17 protein-coding genes are annotated in these 17,932 nt (G+C 72.0%); 4 read left to right on the forward strand and 13 right to left on the reverse strand.

The window, feature by feature from the left end; translation table 11 throughout:
• Positions 1 to 73 precede the first annotated feature (73 nt).
• Positions 74 to 1,288, reverse strand: a complete 1,215-nt coding sequence (locus tag ACFC0G_RS30405; RefSeq protein WP_376409192.1) for a 4-hydroxybenzoate 3-monooxygenase — start codon at positions 1,286 to 1,288, stop codon at positions 74 to 76.
• Between the two features lie 386 nt (positions 1,289 to 1,674).
• Between ACFC0G_RS30405 and ACFC0G_RS30410 the strand changes: the two genes are divergently transcribed.
• Complete coding sequence (locus tag ACFC0G_RS30410; RefSeq protein ID WP_376409194.1) at positions 1,675 to 3,279, forward strand: alpha/beta hydrolase; 1,605 nt, start codon at positions 1,675 to 1,677, stop codon at positions 3,277 to 3,279.
• A gap of 106 nt (positions 3,280 to 3,385) precedes the next feature.
• On the opposite strand, the gene ACFC0G_RS30415 is transcribed toward ACFC0G_RS30410, so the two are convergent.
• From ACFC0G_RS30415 to ACFC0G_RS30465, 11 genes are all read right to left on the reverse strand, one after another.
• Positions 3,386 to 4,759, reverse strand: coding sequence for an amino acid permease (locus tag ACFC0G_RS30415; protein WP_376409196.1), 1,374 nt, complete (start codon positions 4,757 to 4,759; stop codon positions 3,386 to 3,388).
• Positions 4,760 to 4,936: 177 nt separating this feature from the next.
• The gene (locus ACFC0G_RS30420; protein ID WP_376409198.1) at positions 4,937 to 6,706 is read right to left on the reverse strand and encodes a hypothetical protein; all 1,770 of its coding nucleotides are present in this window, start codon (positions 6,704 to 6,706) and stop codon (positions 4,937 to 4,939) included.
• A gap of 179 nt (positions 6,707 to 6,885) precedes the next feature.
• The gene (gene kynU / locus ACFC0G_RS30425; RefSeq protein WP_376409413.1) at positions 6,886 to 8,097 is read right to left on the reverse strand and encodes a kynureninase; all 1,212 of its coding nucleotides are present in this window, start codon (positions 8,095 to 8,097) and stop codon (positions 6,886 to 6,888) included.
• Between the two features lie 88 nt (positions 8,098 to 8,185).
• Positions 8,186 to 9,271 carry a 4-hydroxy-2-oxovalerate aldolase gene (dmpG, locus tag ACFC0G_RS30430; protein WP_376409201.1) on the reverse strand — a complete coding sequence of 362 codons (1,086 nt, stop codon included), beginning with the start codon at positions 9,269 to 9,271 and terminating at the stop codon, positions 8,186 to 8,188.
• On the reverse strand, positions 9,268 to 10,182 hold the full coding sequence (locus ACFC0G_RS30435; protein WP_376409204.1) for an acetaldehyde dehydrogenase (acetylating): 915 nt from the start codon (positions 10,180 to 10,182) through the stop codon (positions 9,268 to 9,270). The genes dmpG and ACFC0G_RS30435 overlap by 4 nt, the downstream gene beginning before the upstream one ends.
• Positions 10,179 to 11,201 (reverse strand): amidohydrolase family protein, encoded by a 1,023-nt coding sequence (locus tag ACFC0G_RS30440; RefSeq protein ID WP_376409206.1) that lies wholly within the window; start codon positions 11,199 to 11,201, stop codon positions 10,179 to 10,181. The genes ACFC0G_RS30435 and ACFC0G_RS30440 overlap by 4 nt, the downstream gene beginning before the upstream one ends.
• The gene (locus ACFC0G_RS30445; protein WP_376409208.1) at positions 11,198 to 11,770 is read right to left on the reverse strand and encodes a 3-hydroxyanthranilate 3,4-dioxygenase; all 573 of its coding nucleotides are present in this window, start codon (positions 11,768 to 11,770) and stop codon (positions 11,198 to 11,200) included. Before ACFC0G_RS30445 ends, ACFC0G_RS30440 begins: the two co-directional genes overlap by 4 nt.
• A complete protein-coding gene (locus ACFC0G_RS30450) occupies positions 11,767 to 12,210 on the reverse strand; it encodes a RidA family protein (protein WP_376409211.1) in 444 nt (147 codons plus the stop codon). The genes ACFC0G_RS30445 and ACFC0G_RS30450 overlap by 4 nt, the downstream gene beginning before the upstream one ends.
• On the reverse strand, positions 12,207 to 12,950 hold the full coding sequence (locus ACFC0G_RS30455) for a 2-keto-4-pentenoate hydratase (RefSeq protein ID WP_376409214.1): 744 nt from the start codon (positions 12,948 to 12,950) through the stop codon (positions 12,207 to 12,209). The genes ACFC0G_RS30450 and ACFC0G_RS30455 overlap by 4 nt, the downstream gene beginning before the upstream one ends.
• Positions 12,947 to 13,762 carry a 2-keto-4-pentenoate hydratase gene (locus ACFC0G_RS30460; RefSeq protein WP_376409216.1) on the reverse strand — a complete coding sequence of 272 codons (816 nt, stop codon included), beginning with the start codon at positions 13,760 to 13,762 and terminating at the stop codon, positions 12,947 to 12,949. Before ACFC0G_RS30460 ends, ACFC0G_RS30455 begins: the two co-directional genes overlap by 4 nt.
• On the reverse strand, positions 13,759 to 15,174 hold the full coding sequence (locus ACFC0G_RS30465; protein WP_376409219.1) for a 2-hydroxymuconic semialdehyde dehydrogenase: 1,416 nt from the start codon (positions 15,172 to 15,174) through the stop codon (positions 13,759 to 13,761). Before ACFC0G_RS30465 ends, ACFC0G_RS30460 begins: the two co-directional genes overlap by 4 nt.
• A 213-nt stretch (positions 15,175 to 15,387) precedes the next feature.
• On the opposite strand from ACFC0G_RS30465, the gene ACFC0G_RS30470 reads away from it, so the two are divergent.
• From ACFC0G_RS30470 to ACFC0G_RS30480, 3 genes are all read left to right on the forward strand, one after another.
• Entirely contained in the window at positions 15,388 to 16,371 is a 984-nt protein-coding gene (locus ACFC0G_RS30470) for a LysR substrate-binding domain-containing protein (RefSeq protein WP_376409222.1), read from the forward strand.
• A 108-nt stretch (positions 16,372 to 16,479) separates the two neighbouring features.
• Positions 16,480 to 17,031 carry a DinB family protein gene (locus tag ACFC0G_RS30475; RefSeq protein WP_376409225.1) on the forward strand — a complete coding sequence of 184 codons (552 nt, stop codon included), beginning with the start codon at positions 16,480 to 16,482 and terminating at the stop codon, positions 17,029 to 17,031.
• 72 nt (positions 17,032 to 17,103) lie between these two features.
• Positions 17,104 to 17,589, forward strand: coding sequence for a DUF1877 family protein (locus ACFC0G_RS30480; RefSeq protein WP_376409228.1), 486 nt, complete (start codon positions 17,104 to 17,106; stop codon positions 17,587 to 17,589).
• Between the two features lie 53 nt (positions 17,590 to 17,642).
• Here the strand turns inward: ACFC0G_RS30480 and ACFC0G_RS30485 are convergent, their stop codons facing one another.
• A complete protein-coding gene (locus ACFC0G_RS30485; RefSeq protein WP_376409231.1) occupies positions 17,643 to 17,807 on the reverse strand; it encodes a hypothetical protein in 165 nt (54 codons plus the stop codon).
• Positions 17,808 to 17,932: the final 125 nt, after the last annotated feature.

Below are 17,932 nucleotides of genomic sequence, written 5' to 3' on the forward strand. Positions count from 1 at the left end.
ACCAGGGGAAGTGGGACCCGGGGCGGCACTCAGGAAGACGGGATCAGGGCGGCGCCCGGGGCGCGCCACCGCCTCAAACGCCGACGTAGTTCTCGGCGAACCAGTCCTGGTGCGCCCGGGAGGTGCGCAGGGAGTCGAGGCGGGCACGTCGCACGGCGGCCTGGAAGAACGATCCTCCTGACCGGTCCTGCCCCGGCAGTGCGTGGAGCAGCCCGGTCATCCACTGGGTGAACTCCTGCGCCCGCCAGATGTACGCCAGGGACTGCGCCGAGTAGCGGTCCAGGGCTCCACCGTCCTCTCGGTGGAGGGCCTCGGCCAGGGCTCCGGCCAGGAGCTCCGCCTCCAGCACCGCGAGGTTCGCCCCCTTCGCGGCGGCCGGGGCGGTCAGGCTCGCCGCGTCGCCGGCGAGCAGGAGCGAGCCGTGGCGCAGGGGTTCGACCACGTCGCACGCCAGGTCGACGACGCCGCGCTCGATGATCGGTCCCCTGCGCAGCGGGCCGTGCTCCTCGGCGCGCATCCTCAGGTCGAGTTCGTCCCAGATCCGCTCCTCGGACCAGGCGTCGGCAGGGGTGCCGCGTCGACACTCCAGGTAGTAGCGCGTGACCTGGGGGCTGCGGGCCATGTGCCCGGCGAAGCCGCGGTCGTGGACGGCGTAACCGACGGCGTCGAGGCTGGGCGGGGCCTGGGCGAGCAGGCCGAGCCAGCTCACGCCGTGGTCGTGGTGGTGACGGACGGCGTCCGGCGGCAGCGAGCGGCGGGCGGCGCCGTGGCGTCCGTCGCAGCCGGCGACGTAGCGCGCGTCCCACCGGACGGGGCGCCCGTCGGGTTCCCGAGTGGAGACGTGGGGGTGGGTGCCGTCGGCGTCGTGGACGGCCAGTGCTTCGGTGCTGAAACGGATCTGCCCGCCGGCTTCGACGTAGCGCTCCAGGAGGTCGGTCACCAGGTTCTGTTGCGGGTAGACGGTGTGCCGCTCGCCACGGCCGAGGGTGCCGTAGTCGAGGCGGAATCCGCCGTCGACGGTCCGGAACTCGCATGTGCCGTGGGAGCGTCCGTCGCGGTGCAGTCCGTCGGCGAGGCCGTGGCGGTCCAGGATCCGTACGGTGTTCGGCGCGAGGAATCCGGCCCTGGCCCGGGTCCGGATGTGGGAGCGCGTGGCCCGTTCGAGAACGACGCAGTCGATCCCCGCGGCCACCAGGAGGTTGCCGAGCACCAGGCCGGCGGGGCCGGCGCCGAGGACGACCACATCCGCGAATGCGCGTGACGCCAGGCCATTCTGATCTTCTGTCATAGCCTGGGAATGATAAGCACGGAGAATCCCGTGGATGATCATGAGTAATTCGAATGCCGTAATAGGGAGAAAATCAGAAGAGATCGGAAGAGTAATTCTCCGCGTCGTGAAAATGCGGGGCCGGCGGCCCTGTTCGGCCCTGTTCGGCCCTGTTCGGCCCGGACCGGCGGCGCCGGCGGACGCGGACGCGGAGGCGGCGCAGGCCGGACGCCAGGGGGCGGACGGGGAAGCGGCACGTCGCGTTCTCCACCTCGGGAACCATTCCGCCGGGCGGTCTCCTCCTGTGGTCGGACGCGATGCCGTCCGGGGGAGGGATGCGCACAACTGCCCGCTGCACAAGGGTGCATGAGACGGATCATCCACCTCCCGCAAGGATCTGACTCACTGTGCGAAGCAGACGAATAGCACCCCTCGTGGCCATCAGCGCGGTCGCGACCCTCGTCCCCGCTCTCACGCCCGCTGTCGCGTTCGCGGACGCCCCGGCACCCCGACGGGTGGTGTCCGCCGACCCCGACCTGTTGAAGCAGTACACCCAGCAGACTCCGCACTGGAAGCGCTGCGAGGTCGAGGCACCGGCGAACTACCAGTGCGCGACGCTCAAGGTGCCGCTCGACTACTCCCGGCCGGGCGGCAAGAAGCTCGACGTCGCCGTGTCCCGGATCAAGGCGACCAGTCCCCAGAAGCGCCGCGGTGTCCTCCTGCTCAACCCCGGCGGCCCCGGCGGCCCGGGTCTTGACATGCCCCTGTGGATGGGCCCGGAGCTGCCGATCGAGGTGAAGGAGCGGTACGACCTGATCGGCTTCGATCCCCGGGGCGTCGGTCAGAGCTCACCCGTGAGCTGCGGTCTGAACGGCGACGAGCTGAACTGGCAGCGCCCGTACAAGGCCGCGACGTTCGCCAAGGACGTCCGGTGGGCGCGGACCGTGGCCGACAAGTGCCGAGCGAAGGGTGGTGACGTCCTGCCCCACCTCACCACGCGCAACACCGCGCGGGACATGGACGTCATCCGCGCCGTGCTCGGCGAGAAGAAGATCTCGTACCTGGGGTACTCCTACGGCACGTACCTGGGCGCCGTCTACACGCAGATGTTCCCCAAGCGGACGGACCGGTTCGTGCTGGACAGCGCGGTCGACCCGCAGCGCATCTGGCGCGGCATGATCCAGGTGTGGGCCGAGGGCGCGGAGCCGGCGTTCAAGCGCTGGACCACGTGGACCGCCGAGCGCCACGCCACCTACGGGCTCGGCGACACCCCGGCCAAGGTCGGCAGGACCTTCTGGGACCTGGTCGCCCAGGCGGACCGCAAGCCGATCGACTTCCAGGGCACGCTCCTGACCGGCGACGACATCCGCGCCGGCAGGGCCGTGTTCTTCGACGTCAAGGGGGCAGCCGAGGCGATCGCCGAGCTGAAGAAGGCCGCCGAGGGTACTCCGTCCGCGGCGCCGTCGAAGCGGAGCACGTCGCCCCGACCCGTGCCGCCGTCGTTCGCCCGCGCCGTCCCCTCCGACAACTCGGACGCGGCCTTCTGGGCCGTGGCCTGTGCCGACACCCGCTCATGGCCGCGCGACCCGGAGCAGTACCGCCGCGACGCGATCCGCGACAAGGCGCGGTACCCGCTGTACGGCGACTTCGCGTCGAACATCAAGCCGTGCGCGTTCTGGACGAACGGGTCCGAGCCCGCCACCACGGTGAACAACTCCGTCGGAGCGCTCATCCTCCAGAACGAGTGGGACTCCCAGACCCCGCTGGTCAGCGGACAGGGGCTGCACCGGAGCATGAAGGGCTCCCGGATGGTCACCGTCCTCGACGGCCAGGGCCACGGCATCTACGGTTCCAAGTCCTGTGCCGACAAGACCGCCACCGCCTACCTGACGACAGGCAGGCTGCCGGCCGCGGACCTGGCCTGCCGGGCCACGCCCGCCCAGGCGCAGAACCGTCCGGACCTCCCGCTGCCGACGCCTCCGGGCCTCCCCGGGCGGCAGGACCGCTTCTGACCGACGCGGCTCACCGCACGTGACACGGGGCCCCCGCAGCGCTGCGGGGGCCCCACTGTCGTCACCGGTGCGACGGCGGCACCGCCGGTCTCCGGCCCGCCGTCCCTCAGGTCCTCCGGGACTGGCGGAAGACGGTCAGGGCGTAGCAGCCGAGCAGGACCACGGTGAAGGTGAGCCCGACGCCCGCCGCCTGGCGCATGTCAGGGACCTCGATCGCGGTGGCGGCGACGGCCAGCACGCCGGCCCCGGCCACGAGGGCGAGCCTGCTCCCTCCGGGGATGCTGAACCCCGTGAACTCTTCGGGATGCGCGTCCCGGTGGCGCCGGAAGGCGACGTACGAGGCGAGGATCAGCAGCCAGACGAGCAGCACGGCGAAGAGCGCGATCGACATCAGGATGCCGAAGACGCCGGCGACGTCGTAGAAGGCGAGCAGCGCGGCGGCTGCGATGCCCAGGGTGGAGGCGGCGAGGGCGTTGGCCGGGACGCCGCGCGAGGTGAGGCGGGCCAGGGGCGCCGGGGCGAGACCGTCGTCGCCGAGGGAGTGCAGGAGCCGGGAGGCGCCGTACAGGTGGGCGTTCGCGGCGGAGACGGCCGCGATGAGCACGACGAGGTTGGTGAGTGTCGCGGCGGCGGGCACGCCGATGTCGGAGAAGACCCTGACGAACGGGCTCGCCTCGACACTGCCGTCACCGGCGGCCAGCCGCTGCCACGGGATCAGGGCCACGACCAGGGTGATCGCCAGGACGTAGAAGACGCTGAGCCGCCAGGCGAGCTGGCGCATCGCGGTGCGGATGGAGCGCTGCGGGTCGGTGGCCTCGGCCGACGCGATGGCGACGACCTCGAATCCGGCGTACGCGAACATCACCACGGACATGGCGATCCAGACGGACTTGGGACCGTGCGGCACGAACCCGCCGTCGTCGGTGAGGTGCGCGAAGCCGGTGGCCTCGTGGTCCGGCAGGCCGAAGAACACGAGGAAGGCGGCACACAGGATGAACGCTCCGAGCGCGGTCACCTTGATGGCGGAGAGCCAGAACTCGGTGGTGCCGAAGGACTTCACGTTGATGATGTTGACCGCGAGCACCAGCGCCGCGATCGCGAGGATGGCCGCCGACATCGGCACGCCGGGCCACCACCAGCGGATGTAGAGCGCGGAGGCGACGACCTCCGTACCGATGACCACGACCGCGCTGAACCAGTACGTCCAGCGGGTGACGAAGCCGGCCCAGGGGCCCAGGTACCGGTGTGCGACGGCGCCGAACGAGCCCTGCACCGGATGCGCGGCGGACATCTCGCCGAGCAGGACCGCGATGACGGCGACCAGGACGGCGCCGATCGCGTACGAGATGATCACCGCGGGTCCCGCGGCGGATATCGCCGACCCGGAGCCGAGGAACAGGCCCGTCCCGAGCGCGGAGCCCAGGCCGATCATCGTCGTCTGACGAGGGGTGAGGGAGCGGACGAGGCCCGTGTCCTTCACGGGCTCGCCGTGCGCGCCGACGGATGAGGCGGGAGGGGGAGGCGAGGCGGGAGCCTGAGAGGACGTGGGGGCCTGGGCGGGTCTTTCCGGAGCGGCCATGACGGGTGTCCTTCCGTACGGGTGCGGGGCGGCGGTGCTGCGGGGGCGGGGGCGGGAGCGGACGGGCGGGTCCGCGGATCAGAACTCGCTGGTGCGGAAAGGCCTCTCGGGCCGGTTGAGGTCGGGCTTGCCCAGCACCTTCGGCGAGGACAGTGCGTAGATGCCGTGGTTGGTGAGCACCCAGGCGATGTTGCGGTCCCACTCCACGTACACGCCGTGCGTCTGGTTGCCGTACGCGTAGTCCGGCGTCCCGGTGCCGTACGCCTTCGGCACGAAGTAGGCGTCGATCTTCGGTGCGGCCGGGTCGGAGACGTCGAAGAACTGGACGCCCGCGTTGTAGAAGCCGTACCCGAGCACGCCGGGGGTGTGCCGGCCGGGGTTGGTGTAGGAGCCGGTCCGCTTGGGGCCGAAGCTGCCGCGGCGCTGGCAGAAGTCGGTGAAGCCGGCCGACGGCGGCGGGGTCGGGCGGGGCAGGACGCCGACGACGCGGGGGTTCTTCGGGTCCTTGGCGTCGATCTGGTAGACGTCCTTGTACGGCTCGTAACAGTCCTCGGTGAGGGGGTAGCCGGAGTAGTAGACGATTCCGGTCCTCTCGTACTGCGAGACGTCGATGTTGTCGCCCTCGGTGCCCGAGACGGACGGCGGCAGGTCCAGGTGGCTCACGGTCCTCATGTCGGCCGGGTTCGAGATGTCGAGGACGGTCAGGCCGTAGCCGCCCATGGCCGCGAACGCGTAACGCCCGCCCTGTTCCACGGGCTTGGGGACGAACAGCGGCATCCGTGCGCCCATCCAGCTGGTGCGGTTGCCGCAGCGCGGGTTCTTCCGGTACGCCGCGTCCTCACCCGTCCGCTGGCCCGGCAGGTGCCAGGTGTCGAGGAGCTTCGGGTGGGCCGGGTCGGCCATGTCCCAGGACTGGTAGCCCGCCGAGTGCAGGTTGGTGGGGTACTCCGTGCGGGAGTACGTGTCGTCGGGGGCCGTCGCGATGAACATGTACCGCCCGCCGGTCCAGTACGGCGTGTCGAGGGAGCCGGAGCCCTGCTGCGCCGTGTCGGGGTCGCTCCTGAGGGGGTCCTTCTGGGTGGCGTCGGTGGAGACGGTCGCGAGGAGCTTCCAGTCCTTCTTGCGGGGGCCGTCCAGGCGGAAGACCTTGAAGCCCTTGAGCCCCGGCTTCTCCCGCAGCTTCCTGACGCCCTCCGGGTTGTTGTACTTGTCGTGCGCCGGGTCGTCCGTGAGCTCCTGGATCTGCCGCTTGTCCTCGAAGCTCTGCACCATGACGTAGGCGTCGAGCCTCTCGTTCCACTGGACGGTGGAGGCACCCCAGTAGTCGTTGGCCGCCCAGTCGCCGTTGGACCTCGTCTCGTCGCCGTCCACGTCCCCGCGGCTCATCCGCTCGACGACCTTCACCTTCCTCACGTCGGTGATGTCGTAGACGCGACCCTCGGAGCGGTCGTACTGGAACATGTAGCGGCGGCCGTCGAAGTCGACGATGTTCTGCCAGGTGTGGAAGTGGTCGGGGGTGAAGTCCTCGCCCTCGTAAGCGGCTTCGACCTTCATGTTCTTGATGTACGAGCGGGTGTCGTACTCCTCGTTGCGGCCCGGGAAGGAGTGCTCGTGCTCCTCGTCGACCGGGGTGAGGGCCGGGTGGCGGAAGGTGTCGTCCAGCTGCATGCCGTACGCGCCGGGGTCCGCCGGCTCCGGGCGGCGGTCGGCGCAGACCTCGGGGATGTCCGGATCGCGGCCGGCCGCGGTTGCGGTGGTGGCGCCGGAACCGCCCGGCACGAGGAGGGTCGCGGCGGTGGCGGCGGCGACTGCCGCGGCCAGGGTCGTTCGTGTGCGGAGGGATCGCATGGGCTGTCCTCGGGTTCTCGGCGGCGGAGAGTGGACGTGCGAAGGGGGTGCCGGCCGCGCGGAGGCACGGCACGGCTCGCCGGTACGGAGAGACCGATCGGCGTGGACCCGGTCGCGCGGAGGTCACGCGGGTGCGGTGGCCTCGGGGATCGCGCGAGCCGGGTGGTCGTGCGAACCGGTCAGGTGACCGTCGGCCGCCGCTGGAACGCGGCGGCCAGGTGGGCGCCCGAGGACACGATGTCCCGCAGCGCGCACACGGCGTGCAGGACGTCCGCGTGCGAGACGTAGAGGGCGTTGAAGCCGAACCGCAGCAGGTCCGGGGCGCGCATGTCGCCGATGATCCCGCGCGCGGTGAGCGCGGCGACCAGCGGATACGCCTCCGGGTGCCGCAGGGCGACCTGGCTGCCCCGCCGCCCGGGCTCGCGCGGAGTGGCCATGGTGAAGCCCATCCCGTCGAGGAGGGAGTCGGCGCACTGCTGGAAGAACCCGGTCAGCGAGAGGCTCTTGGCCCGCACGGACTCCATGTCCACCCCGTCGTACGCCGTCAGCGCGGCCTCCAGGGCGACCAGCGAGAGGAGGGCCGGCGTTCCGATGCGGGCCCGGGTGATGCCCGCCGCGGGGGCGTACGTACCGGCCATGGCGAACGGCTCCGCGTGCCCGTGCCAGCCGGTGACCGGGTGGTCGAAGGCCCGCTGGTGGCGGTCGGCGACGTAGGCGAACGCCGGGGCGCCGGGACCGCCGGAGAGGTACTTGTAGCCGCAGCCGACCGCGAAGTCCGCGGCCACGGCGTCGAGTGCGATCGGCAGGGCGCCCGCCGCGTGGCACAGGTCCCAGTGCGCGAGGGCTCCCGCGGCGTGCGCGGCGGCGGTGAGCGCGCCCATGTCGTACAGCTCGCCGGTGCGGTAGTCCACCGGGGCGTAGGCGGCGACCGCGACGTCCGTCCCCTCGGCGGCCAGCACCGCGGCGGCCTCGCGTGCGGGCACCCGGCGGACCTCCAGCCCGAGGAGCCGCCCCACCGAGTCGGCGATGTACTGGTCGGTGGGGAAGTGGTCGGGATCGGTCAGCAGCAGCCGCCGGCCGGGGCGCAGCCGGGCGGCGGCCAGCAGGGTGTTGAACAGCTGGACGCTGGTGGAGTCCCCGGCCACCACCTGCCCCGGGGCCGCGCCGATCAGCCGGCCGATGGCGTCGCCGGTCCGTACCGGGGCCTCCCACCAGCCGTTGGCGTTCCAGGAGCGGATCAGGTCGGTGCCCCACTGCCGGTGCACGGCGTCCTCGACCGCCGGGGGGACGGCGGCGGGAAGGGCGCCGAGGGAGTTGCCGTCGAGGTAGACGACCCCCTCGGGGAGGAGGAAGCGGTCGCGGACGTGGGCGAGCGGGTCGGCGGCGTCCAGCGCGGCGGCGCGTTCGGCATGCGCCGTGGTGAGCTGCGCGGTGGGTGTTCCGTTGAGGTTCTCGGACGATGTTCCGGTCGGCACGAAGTCACTCCATCGGTGCGGGAGAAGCGGCGGGGGAGGAGGTACGGGCGGCGGCGGCCACGGCGAGGGCGGGCGCGGCGGCGTCACGGTCGCGGACGAGATCCAGCGCGATGTCCGCCAGCAGGTCCTCCTGCCCGCCGACGAGCCGCCGCCGTCCGGCCGCGACCAGCAGGTCCCGGGTGTCGACACCGTGCCGCTGGGCGGTCGCCTCCGCGTGCCTCAGGAAGCTGGAGTACACCCCGGCGTATCCCAGGGTCAGCGTCTCCCGGTCCACCCGTACGGGCCGGTCCTGCGTCGGCCGTACGAGCTCCTCCGCCGCGTCCATCAGCGGGAACAGGCCGCAGCCGTGCTCCCAGCCCATCAGGTCGAAGACGGCCACCGTCGGCTCCAGCGGCGCGTTCCCCGCGCCGGCGCCCTGGCCCGCGAGCGAGGCGTCCACGCGGTACGCGCCCGCCTCCACCGCCGTGACGCTGTTGGCCACGCCCAGGCCGAGGTTGTGGTGGGCGTGGATGCCGATCTCGGTGGCGGGGTCGAGGACGTCGCGGTACGCGCGGACCCGGTCCCGTACGCCGTCCATGGTCAGCCGGCCGCCGGAGTCCGTGACGTAGACGCAGTGTGCGCCGTACGACTCCATGAGGCGCGCCTGGGCGGCCAGTTCGGCCGGCGGGGCCATGTGGGACATCATCAGGAAGCCCGCCACGTCCATCCCCAGCTCCCGGGCCAGACCGATGTGCTGGGCGGAGATGTCCGCCTCCGTGCAGTGGGTGGCGACGCGCACGGACGTGACCCCGAGGGCGTGGGCGCGGCGCAGATCCCCCGCCGTGCCGACACCGGGCAGCAGCAGGGTGGTGAGCCTGGCCCGGTCGAGCACCTCGGCCGCCGCCTCCAGCCATTCCCAGTCGGTGTGCGCGCCGGGTCCGTAGGTGACGGAGGAGCCGGAGAGGCCGTCGCCGTGGGCGACCTCGACGGCGTCGACGCCGGCGGCCTCCAGAGCGGCCGCTATGGCCCGCACCTGGTCGAGGGTGTAGCGGTGCGACACGGCGTGCATGCCGTCGCGAAGGGTGACGTCCTGGACGTAGACCGAGGTCATCGGGCCGGACTCCGTTCGGCCAGGCGCTCGGCGGTGCGCAGCGCGGCGGAGGTCATGATGTCGAGGTTTCCGGCGTAGGCCGGGAGGTAGTGGGCGGCGCCCTCCACCTCCAGGTAGACGGAGACGAGCAGCCGCCCGCCCCCGGCCAGGCGTGTCAGCGGATCACCGTCCGGCAGCGCGCGGAACTGCGGTTCCTGCTTGAGCCGGTAGCCGGGCACGTACGCGGCGACGGACGCGGCCATCGCGCGCACCGAGGCGGCCACCCGATCCGTGTTGCAGTCGTCGACGACGCAGTGCACGGTGTCGCGCATCAGGAGTGCCGGCTCCGCCGGGTTGAGGACGATGATCGCCTTGCCCCGGGCCGCGCCGCCCACCCGCTCCAGGGCGCGGGCGGTGGTCTCGGTGAACTCGTCGATGTTCGCCCGGGTGCCCGGGCCCGCCGACCGCGAGGCGATCGAGGCGACGATCTCCGCGTAGAGCACCGGTGCCACCGCCGAGACGGCGGCGACGATCGGGACGGTCGCCTGGCCACCGCAGGTGACCATGTTCAGGTTGGGGGCGTCGAGGTGCTCGTCGAGATTGACGGGCGGGACGACGTACGGGCCGAGGGCCGCCGGGGTGAGGTCGACGATCCGCTTGCCGTGCGGCGCGAGCGCGGCGGCGTTCCGGTGGTGGGCGGCTGCCGACGTGGCGTCGAAGACGATGTCGATGTCGTCGAAGTCGTCGAGCGCCAGCAGCCCCGCCACACCGTCCGAGCTGGTCCGCACACCGAGCCGGCGGGCCCGTGCGAGCCCCTCCGAGTCCGGGTCGATGCCGATCATCGCGGCGGCGGTGACGTTCCCCGAGCCCCGGACGATCTTGATGAGGAGATCGGTGCCGATGTTGCCCGATCCGATCACGGCCGCTCTCATCGGACGGCCTCCTTCGACAGCGGGGTGAGACCGAAGAAGCGGACGGCGTTGCCGCCGAGGACGGCCTCGGTCTCGTCCGGGGTGAGCGCGCTGTCCCGGACCAGCCGGCCGATCTCCTCCTCGCCGAGCGGGAAGGGATGGTCGGAGCCGAGCAGGACCCGCTCCGCGCCCATCACGTCCACCAGCAGGCGCAGCGCGCCGGGGTCGAAGACGGCCGAGTCGACGGAGAAGCGCCGGGTGTAGTGCGAGGGCGGGTGGGGGCTGTCGGCGCGGACGAGGTCACGGCGGTGCCACGCGTTGTCGGCCCGGCCCAGGAGGTACGGGAAGCTGCCGCCTCCGTGGGCGAACAGCAGCCGCAGCGAGGCCGGCAGACGCTCGAAGGCGCCGGACAGGATCAGCGACAGGATGGTCAGATGGGTCTCGGCGGCCATGCCCGCCAGCCAGGCCAGCATGTACCGGGAGAAGCGCGGGCCGGCCGGCAGGTCCCAGGGATGGACCAGGACGGCCGCGTCCTCGTCGGCGCAGTGCGTGAGGAACTCCAGGAGCGCCCCGTGGTCGAGGTCGCGGTCGCCGAGGTGGTTGCCGATGTGGACGCCGTGGAACCCCTCGCGCATCGCCTCGCTGAGCAGGGCGCAGGCCGCCTCGGTGTCCTGGAGCGGCACCTGGCACAGCGGGGCCAGCCGGTGCGGGGCGTAGGAACCGTACGCGAGGAGACGGGAGTTGACCGTACGGCACCAGTCGACCGCGCGCCCGGACTCCAGCCCGTAACCGAAGAGCAGCGGGGTGCTGGACAGCACCTGGATGTCCACGCCGAGCCGGTCCAGGTCGGCGACGCGCTCCGCCGGGTCCCACAGGGTGCGGCGGACCGGCCGGTACTCGGCGGATCCGGACATCATCATCCCGGCGTCGGGACCGTCCGTGGTCCGCAGCCAGGGGCCGTCGTCGGAGCCGGTGAGCCGCCGCGACTCGGCACGGCCGATCTCCGGGAAGACGTGGGCGTGGATGTCGACGACGGTCATGCGCCGCCCGCCTCGTCGCGACGGGTGCGCGGCCGCAGCTCCTCGGGCCAGTCCTTGCCCGGGTGCACCGCGCCACAGTTCCCGCACGTGCGTGCGGCCTCGTCGCCGTAGAAGGAGTCGAACACCGGCGGGAGGTCGTCGACGATCGAGGTGAGCTGCACCTCGCTGCGGTGCACCAGGTGGTGGCACTCGGTGCAGTACCACTCGAAGGCGTCGCGCTGACCGTGCGGCCTGGCGAACTCGACGACCAGGCCGATGCTGTCCTCCTCCGGCCGCTGCGGGGAGTGCCGCACGTGCGGCGGGAGGAGGAAGACGTCCCCCTCACGGATGTGGACGTCGCGCGGCGGGCTCCCCTCCTCCTCCATGACGCGGAGCACCATGTCGCCCTTGAGCTGGTAGAAGAACTCCTCGATCGGGTCGTCGTGGAAGTCGGTGCGGCGGTTCGGGCCGCCCACGACCGTCACCATCAGGTCGGCGTCCTGCCAGATCTGGACGTTGCCGACCGGCGGCCTGAGCAGGTGGCGGTGCTCCTCGATCCAGGACTGGAGGTTGAACGGTCTCATGGTCATGGGCGCGGTTCCTTGTTCCGGGAGGGGGACACGGGGGTGTTCTGCGGGATGTGGGCGACGGCGCTGATCTCGATCAGCAGGTGCGGGTGGGGGAGTTGGTGGACGGCGACGGTGGTGCGGGCCGGACCACGCTCGTCGAAGTACTCGGCGTAGACCTCGTTGTAGCCGCCGAAGTCGTTCATGCCGACCAGGTACGTGGTGACGGAGACCAGGTCCTCCAGGCCGCCGCCCGCCGCGGCCAGCAGACGCCCGATGTTGTCGAGCACGGCACGGGTCTGGGCACGGATGTCGAGGTCCGTGACCCCCATCGCGTCGGCGCTCGCTCCGACGAACGTGCCGTCGGGGCGCCGCGCGCTCGTACCGGAGACGAAGACCAGGTCGCCCGCACGCCGGAAGTGGGGGAAACGGCCGCGGGGCGGGGCGGCGCCGGGCACGATCACGCGCCCTCCCCGGTGGTGAACCGGACGCTGCCGAGGCCGGCGACCGTGGCCCGGACGTGCGTCCCGGGCGGCAGTGGTACGGCGGCGGTCGCCGCACCGGCCAGGATCACCGTGCCGGGCTCCAGCGCACCGGCGAGCCGGGCCGCGGCCGCGAGGGCCCGCAGCGGATGCCCGAGGATCGCCGCGGTGGAACCGGCCTCGACCAGGCGCCCGTCGAGCTCCAGCAGGACACCGCGGTTGCCCAGGTCGCCCGGGTCGCTCCAGGGGCCCACGGCGTACCCCGCGGCGGAGGTGTTGTCGGCGATCACCTCGGGAAGCGAGAACCGGAAGCCGTCGTACCGGGAGTCGATGACCTCCAGCGCCGGGGCCACGGCCGCGACCGCAGCCATGGGGTCGGCTCCGGGGCGCAGCGTGTCGCCGAGCAGGAAGGCCACCTCGGGCTCGACCCGGGGATGGATGAGACCGGAGGCGTCGAACCGTCCCCCGTCGGGAATCTCCATCCGGTCCGTCAGCCGCCCGTGGATCAGGTCGGACACGCCCATCTGCCGCATCTTGGCCACGCTGGTGAAGCCCAGCTTGAAGCCGGTCAGCCGCTCGCCGCGGGCCAGCCGCCGGGCGACCAGGGCCTCCTGGACGGCGTACGCCTCCCCGGTGTCCTTCAGGCCGCTTCCGCCGCCGGCCAGCGGACGGCCTTCACGCGCCGCCGAGTCGAGCGCCTCGGCCAGTGCCGTGATGTTCATCGGGTGTCTCCCTCCCGCTTGATGCGCCCGAAGGCCGCGCGCACCGAACCGAGGCCGTCGATGCGGGCTTCGAGCACGTCACCGGGCTCGACGGTGGTCATGGGGCCGAGCGCGCCGGTGAGCACGGTGTCCCCGGCGCGCAGCGGGCGGCCGAGCCGCGCGAGCGTGTCGGCCAGCCACACGGCGGCGTGCAGCGGATTCCCCAGGCACGCGGCACCGGCCCCGGTGGACACGGGCTCACCGCGCCGCTCAAGGACCATGCCGACGGTCCGCAGGTCGAGTTCCCGCAGCGGTACGGGGTGGGTGCCCAGGACGTACACGCCGCTGGAGGCGTTGTCGGCGATCGTGTCCACGGCCGAGATGTCCCAGTCACGGATCCGGCTGCCCACCACCTCGACGGCGGGCAGCGCGAACGCGGTCGCCCGGATCACGTCGGCCACGGTGTGCCGCTCATGGGTGAGGTCGTGTTCGAGAACCAGGGCGACCTCGGCCTCGGCCCGCGCCTGGAGCACCGTGCCCCAGGGGATCTCCGCGCCGTCCGGCACGGCCGTGTCGTCCGTCAGACGGCCGAAGTCCGGCGTGTCGACGCCGAGCTGGGCCTGCACGGCCGCCGAGGTCAGACCGATCTTCCAGCCCGTGACCCGGCGTCCCTCCGCGATCCGGCGCTCGGCGAGGACGGTCTGGACGGCATAGGCGGCCGCCAGGTCCCCCGAGGGCAGCAGATCACGGACGGGCTCGCAGGGAACGCCCGTCAGGCGCGCCGTGTCGAGGCGTTCGGCGGCCCGCGCCACCGCTTCGTCCACCGTGCTCACAGCTTCACGCACACATTCATCGGCTCGGAGAAGAAGTCCAGGGAGTGATCGCCGCCCTCGCGGCCGATCCCGGAGGCCTTCACGCCTCCGAAGGGGGTACGGAGGTCGCGGAGGTTCCAGGTGTTGACCCAGGCGATCCCGACGTCGAGGGCGGGGGCGACCCGGTGCGCCCGGCTGACGTCACCCGTCCACACCGTGGCGGCCAGCCCGTACGGCCCGGCGTTCGCGTACGCCAGAGCCTCTTCCTCGGTGTCGAACGGCGCCAGATGGACGACGGGCCCGAAGATCTCCTCCCGTACCACCGGGTGGTCCTCCGGGAGCCCCGCCAGCACGGTCGGCTCCACCCAGAAGCCACCGTCCCGGTCGTCGGAGAACCGCGGCGCGCCCCCTCCCGCGAGCACCTCGCCGTCGGCCGCGGCCTTGTCGAGGTAGCCCAGGACCTTGTCGCGGTGCGCCGCCGAGACCATCGGCCCGTAGCCGCTCAACGCGCGGGCACCGGCGGCCAGCGCCTCGGCGAACGCGTCGAACACCGACCGCTCCACGTACACCCGCTCGGTGCACAGACACACCTGCCCGCTGTGGGTGAACGACGAGCGGAGGGTGCCCGCCACGGCCTGCTCCAGATCCGCGTCGGCGAAGACGAGCCCGGCGTTCTTGCCGCCCAGCTCGAACGAGACGGGGGCCAGCCGCGCGGCGGCGGCCCGCATGATCGTCCCGCCCGTGCGCGACTCCCCGGTGAAGGCGGTGGCGTCCACCCCGGGATGCTCGGTGAGCCACTGCCCCGCGGCGTCCGCACCGCCGCCGTGGACGACGTTGAAGACGCCCGCCGGCACGTCGGCCTCCGCCATCACCTCCGCCAGCAGGCACGCCGTGCCCGGGGTCAGCTCGGAGGGCTTGGCGACGAGGGTGTTCCCCGTGGCGAGGGCGGGCGCGACCTTCCAGGTGAGCAGCAGCAGCGGCAGGTTCCACGGCGAGATCACCGCGACCACGCCCAGCGGCTTGCGCACCGTGTAGTTCAGCGCGCCACGGCCGTCCGGGGTGGCCGTGTGCCAGGACCGCTCGCCGCGACCGGCCAGAAGGTCCGCGTACGACCGGAAGTTGGCGATCGCACGCGGGATGTCGACCGTCGAGGCGAGGTCGCGGGGCTTCCCCGTGTCCGCGCACTCGGCATCGACGAACTCCTCGAAACGCAGCTCGATGCCGTCCGCGATCCGGTGCAGCAGCCGCGAACGGTCCGCCGGGCTCCAGGACGCCCACGGGCCGCGCAGCGCGTCCCGCGCCGCGCCCACCGCACGGTCGACCAACTCCCGGGAGGCCGACGGCGCTTCGCCGACGACGATCCCACGGGCCGGGTCGAAGAGCGGGAACGGGACGCCCGACGCGTCGAACTCGCCCCCCACGTAATGCCGCACAGGTGAGCGCACCTTGCAGACCTCCGTCGCCAGGCCGGGACCTCGGAACCGGCCCCGGCGTGTGCCGGTATCATGCGCCCAGCGAGCCATACCGAACCAATGCCAAAAAGTGCTGGACCTATACCGATTCGGGTATGAGGAAATCCGGCGGGCCCGACAGCGCGGCGTGGCCGACCGACCGACCGCTCACGGAAACGGAAGGAGCCCCCGGCGATGGATCTCCTGGACGGCCGGCTGAAGTTCCGGCACCTCACCCTCCTCGTCGCGATCGTCGACCACGGCAGCGTGGGGCGGGCGGCCGAGACCCTCCACCTCACCCAGCCAGCCGCCACCCGCACCCTCCGCGAACTGGAGGGCATCGCCGACCTGCCGCTCTTCGTCCGCATGCCGCGCGGCATGCGGGCGACGCTCTACGGAGAGGCACTCGCCGAGCACGCCCGCGCCGTGATCGCCGAGATGCGGCGGGCCGGGGAACACCTCACCGGGCTGCGCCAGGGCCGGGAGGGAACGGTGACCGTCGGCGCGCTCCTCGCCGGCACCAACGTGCTGCTGCCGCGTGCCGTCGCCCAGCTCAAGCGGGAACGGCCCCGGGTCACCGTCGTCGTACGGGAGGGGACACCGGACGTCCTCCATCCGGCACTGCTGGCAGGCGAACTGGACGTCATCGTCGGCCGGGTGGGACCGGCCCCCAAGGAGGGGGACGGACTGCGCCAGCGGCGGCTGTACCGGGAACGCATCCGGCTCGCCGTCCGGTCCGGCCACCCCCTTTCGGAGACCTCCGGCGTCACGCTCACGGACACCCTCGACTTCCCGTGGATCCTCCCGGTCGAACAGACCGCCCTGCGCCAGGAGCTCGGCGCCCTCTTCGCGGACCTGGGCCTCGCCCTGCCCGCGGACCGGGTCGAGTGCACGTCGATCCTGACCATGCGGGCACTGCTGCTGCAGACGGACATGGTCGCGCTGCTTCCCGAGCTGGTCCTGCGCGCCGACGAACACCTCGCCGCTCTGCCGGTCGAACTCCCCTCGGTGGGGCGCACGGTGGGCACCACGGAGGCGGCGCACCGCACCCGCACCCCGGCCCTGCAGGCCCTGCTGCACCACCTCGACCACGAAGCGGCCCTGCTGCGCGAGACCCTCTACGGGCCGCCGGAAGGCCAGGAGGCGCACCTGCCAGGGCCTCTCGCACCGAACGCATGAGGTACGGACGGTTCGGCCTCAGGAGCGGATCTCGTGGTGTGAGTGAGCGGTTCGTCGACGTTCACCCGTCGGCCGCACTGTCAGCTCCGTTCGCTAAGGTCTGCGGTCATGACTGAGAGCACAGCCGAAGCTTGGCCGGAACCTCCGCTCGCCGGCACCGAGGCAGCAGCCGTCCTCGGCGCCCTCGAACGACAGCGGGCCACCCTGGCCTGGAAGTGCTCCGGCCTGGACGCCACCGGCCTTCGCGCCACACTCGGCCCGTCCACCGTCACCCTGGGCGGCCTCCTCAAGCACCTGGCGCACGTGGAAGACAGTCACTTCGCCCGGCTGTGGCTCGGCTCCCCCGTCGGTGCTCCCTGGGACACCGTCGACTGGGACAGCACTCCCGACTGGGACTACCGCTCCGCTGTGGAGGACACCCCCGAGCAACTGCGCGCTCTCTGGCAGGAATCGGTCGCCCGCTCCCGTGTCATCGTGGACGAAGCGCTCAGCACGGGCGGACTGGACCGACTCGGCGCCTTCACCACCCGTAGCGGCGAAAGCCCCAACCTCCGCCGTATTCTCCTTGACCTCATCGAGGAGTACGCCCGCCACGCCGGTCACGCCGACCTCATCCGTGAATCCGTCGACGGGCTCACGGGTGAGGACCCGCCGAGCTGAACCGGGGTCTTCAAGTAGGTTCTGTGCGTTCGGCCTGACAGACGGGTCGTCTGAGCTGAGGGATTCGGCGTAGTGAGCATCTACCTGCACTTTCGTGCCGTGGCTGAGTCCGAGATCCGGGACGACCACACCTGGCTCGCTGCGTTCATGTCCGAGGCTTGGGAAAAGAGCGACGACGAATACGCAGTGGGCATTGCCCACTCGATCTGCAAGAGCTGGGGCGCTGTCAACGACCTCTTCGCCGCAGCCGATGCCCTCTGTGCAGACGCCGAAGAGTCCTGGAATCTGCCGATCTACGGCGGCCGCCCCGTGCCCCACAGCGCTGACGCCGACCCCTCGGATCCCCCGCTGATGCTTCTGGAGCCGGCCGGGGTGTCACAGGCCGCGCGTTTCCTTACGACTGTCTCTTTCGACGAGCTGTGGAACGTTGTCGGTGTCAGGTTCAGTGCCTTCGGCGGGGCCAGGCAGGAGTACCTCGAACATCACCGGGACCTCAAGGAGTTCTACGGGCGGGCGGCTTCGGCAGGTCACGCCGTGGTCAAGGCGGTGTGGGCTTGAGACGTGGCCACGTGCTGGTCACCGCCCTTCGCTTCCGGGAGGCGTACGCCTTGTCAGCCCGCGCAGGCCGGGATGAACTCCAGGCCCTCCGGTGTGCCGAAGCGGATCACCGCGAGGTAGGCCTCGGGGTAGTCGCAGCCGATGTCCTTCCACTGGAGCGCGAGGGCGGTCCAGACGACGAACGCGACCAGGAGGAGCCAGTGCCAGCCTTTTGACATGCACGCCAGGTACCCGGCCGTTCCGCGGAGGAACCGCTTCCGAGCGCGAGGGGTGCCGGGCCTGGCTCGCTGGACCAATCTGGCCGTCCGCACGCATCGTTCCAGGACCCGCCCGCACCGGCTGG

Source organism: Streptomyces sp. NPDC056169 (assembly GCF_042268445.1).
GTDB lineage: Bacteria > Actinomycetota > Actinomycetes > Streptomycetales > Streptomycetaceae > Streptomyces.

Coding starts and splice junctions, on each gene's coding strand:
- ACFC0G_RS30475 (WP_376409225.1), top strand. CDS start 16,480: ATGACTGAGAGCACAGCCGAAGCTTGGCCGGAACCTCCGCTCGCCGGC.
- ACFC0G_RS30485 (WP_376409231.1), bottom strand. CDS start 17,807: ATGTCAAAAGGCTGGCACTGGCTCCTCCTGGTCGCGTTCGTCGTCTGG.
- ACFC0G_RS30455 (WP_376409214.1), bottom strand. CDS start 12,950: ATGAACATCACGGCACTGGCCGAGGCGCTCGACTCGGCGGCGCGTGAA.
- ACFC0G_RS30435 (WP_376409204.1), bottom strand. CDS start 10,182: ATGAGAGCGGCCGTGATCGGATCGGGCAACATCGGCACCGATCTCCTC.
- ACFC0G_RS30470 (WP_376409222.1), top strand. CDS start 15,388: ATGGATCTCCTGGACGGCCGGCTGAAGTTCCGGCACCTCACCCTCCTC.
- ACFC0G_RS30445 (WP_376409208.1), bottom strand. CDS start 11,770: ATGACCATGAGACCGTTCAACCTCCAGTCCTGGATCGAGGAGCACCGC.
- ACFC0G_RS30420 (WP_376409198.1), bottom strand. CDS start 6,706: ATGCGATCCCTCCGCACACGAACGACCCTGGCCGCGGCAGTCGCCGCC.
- ACFC0G_RS30405 (WP_376409192.1), bottom strand. CDS start 1,288: ATGACAGAAGATCAGAATGGCCTGGCGTCACGCGCATTCGCGGATGTG.
- dmpG (WP_376409201.1), bottom strand. CDS start 9,271: ATGACCTCGGTCTACGTCCAGGACGTCACCCTTCGCGACGGCATGCAC.
- ACFC0G_RS30440 (WP_376409206.1), bottom strand. CDS start 11,201: ATGACCGTCGTCGACATCCACGCCCACGTCTTCCCGGAGATCGGCCGT.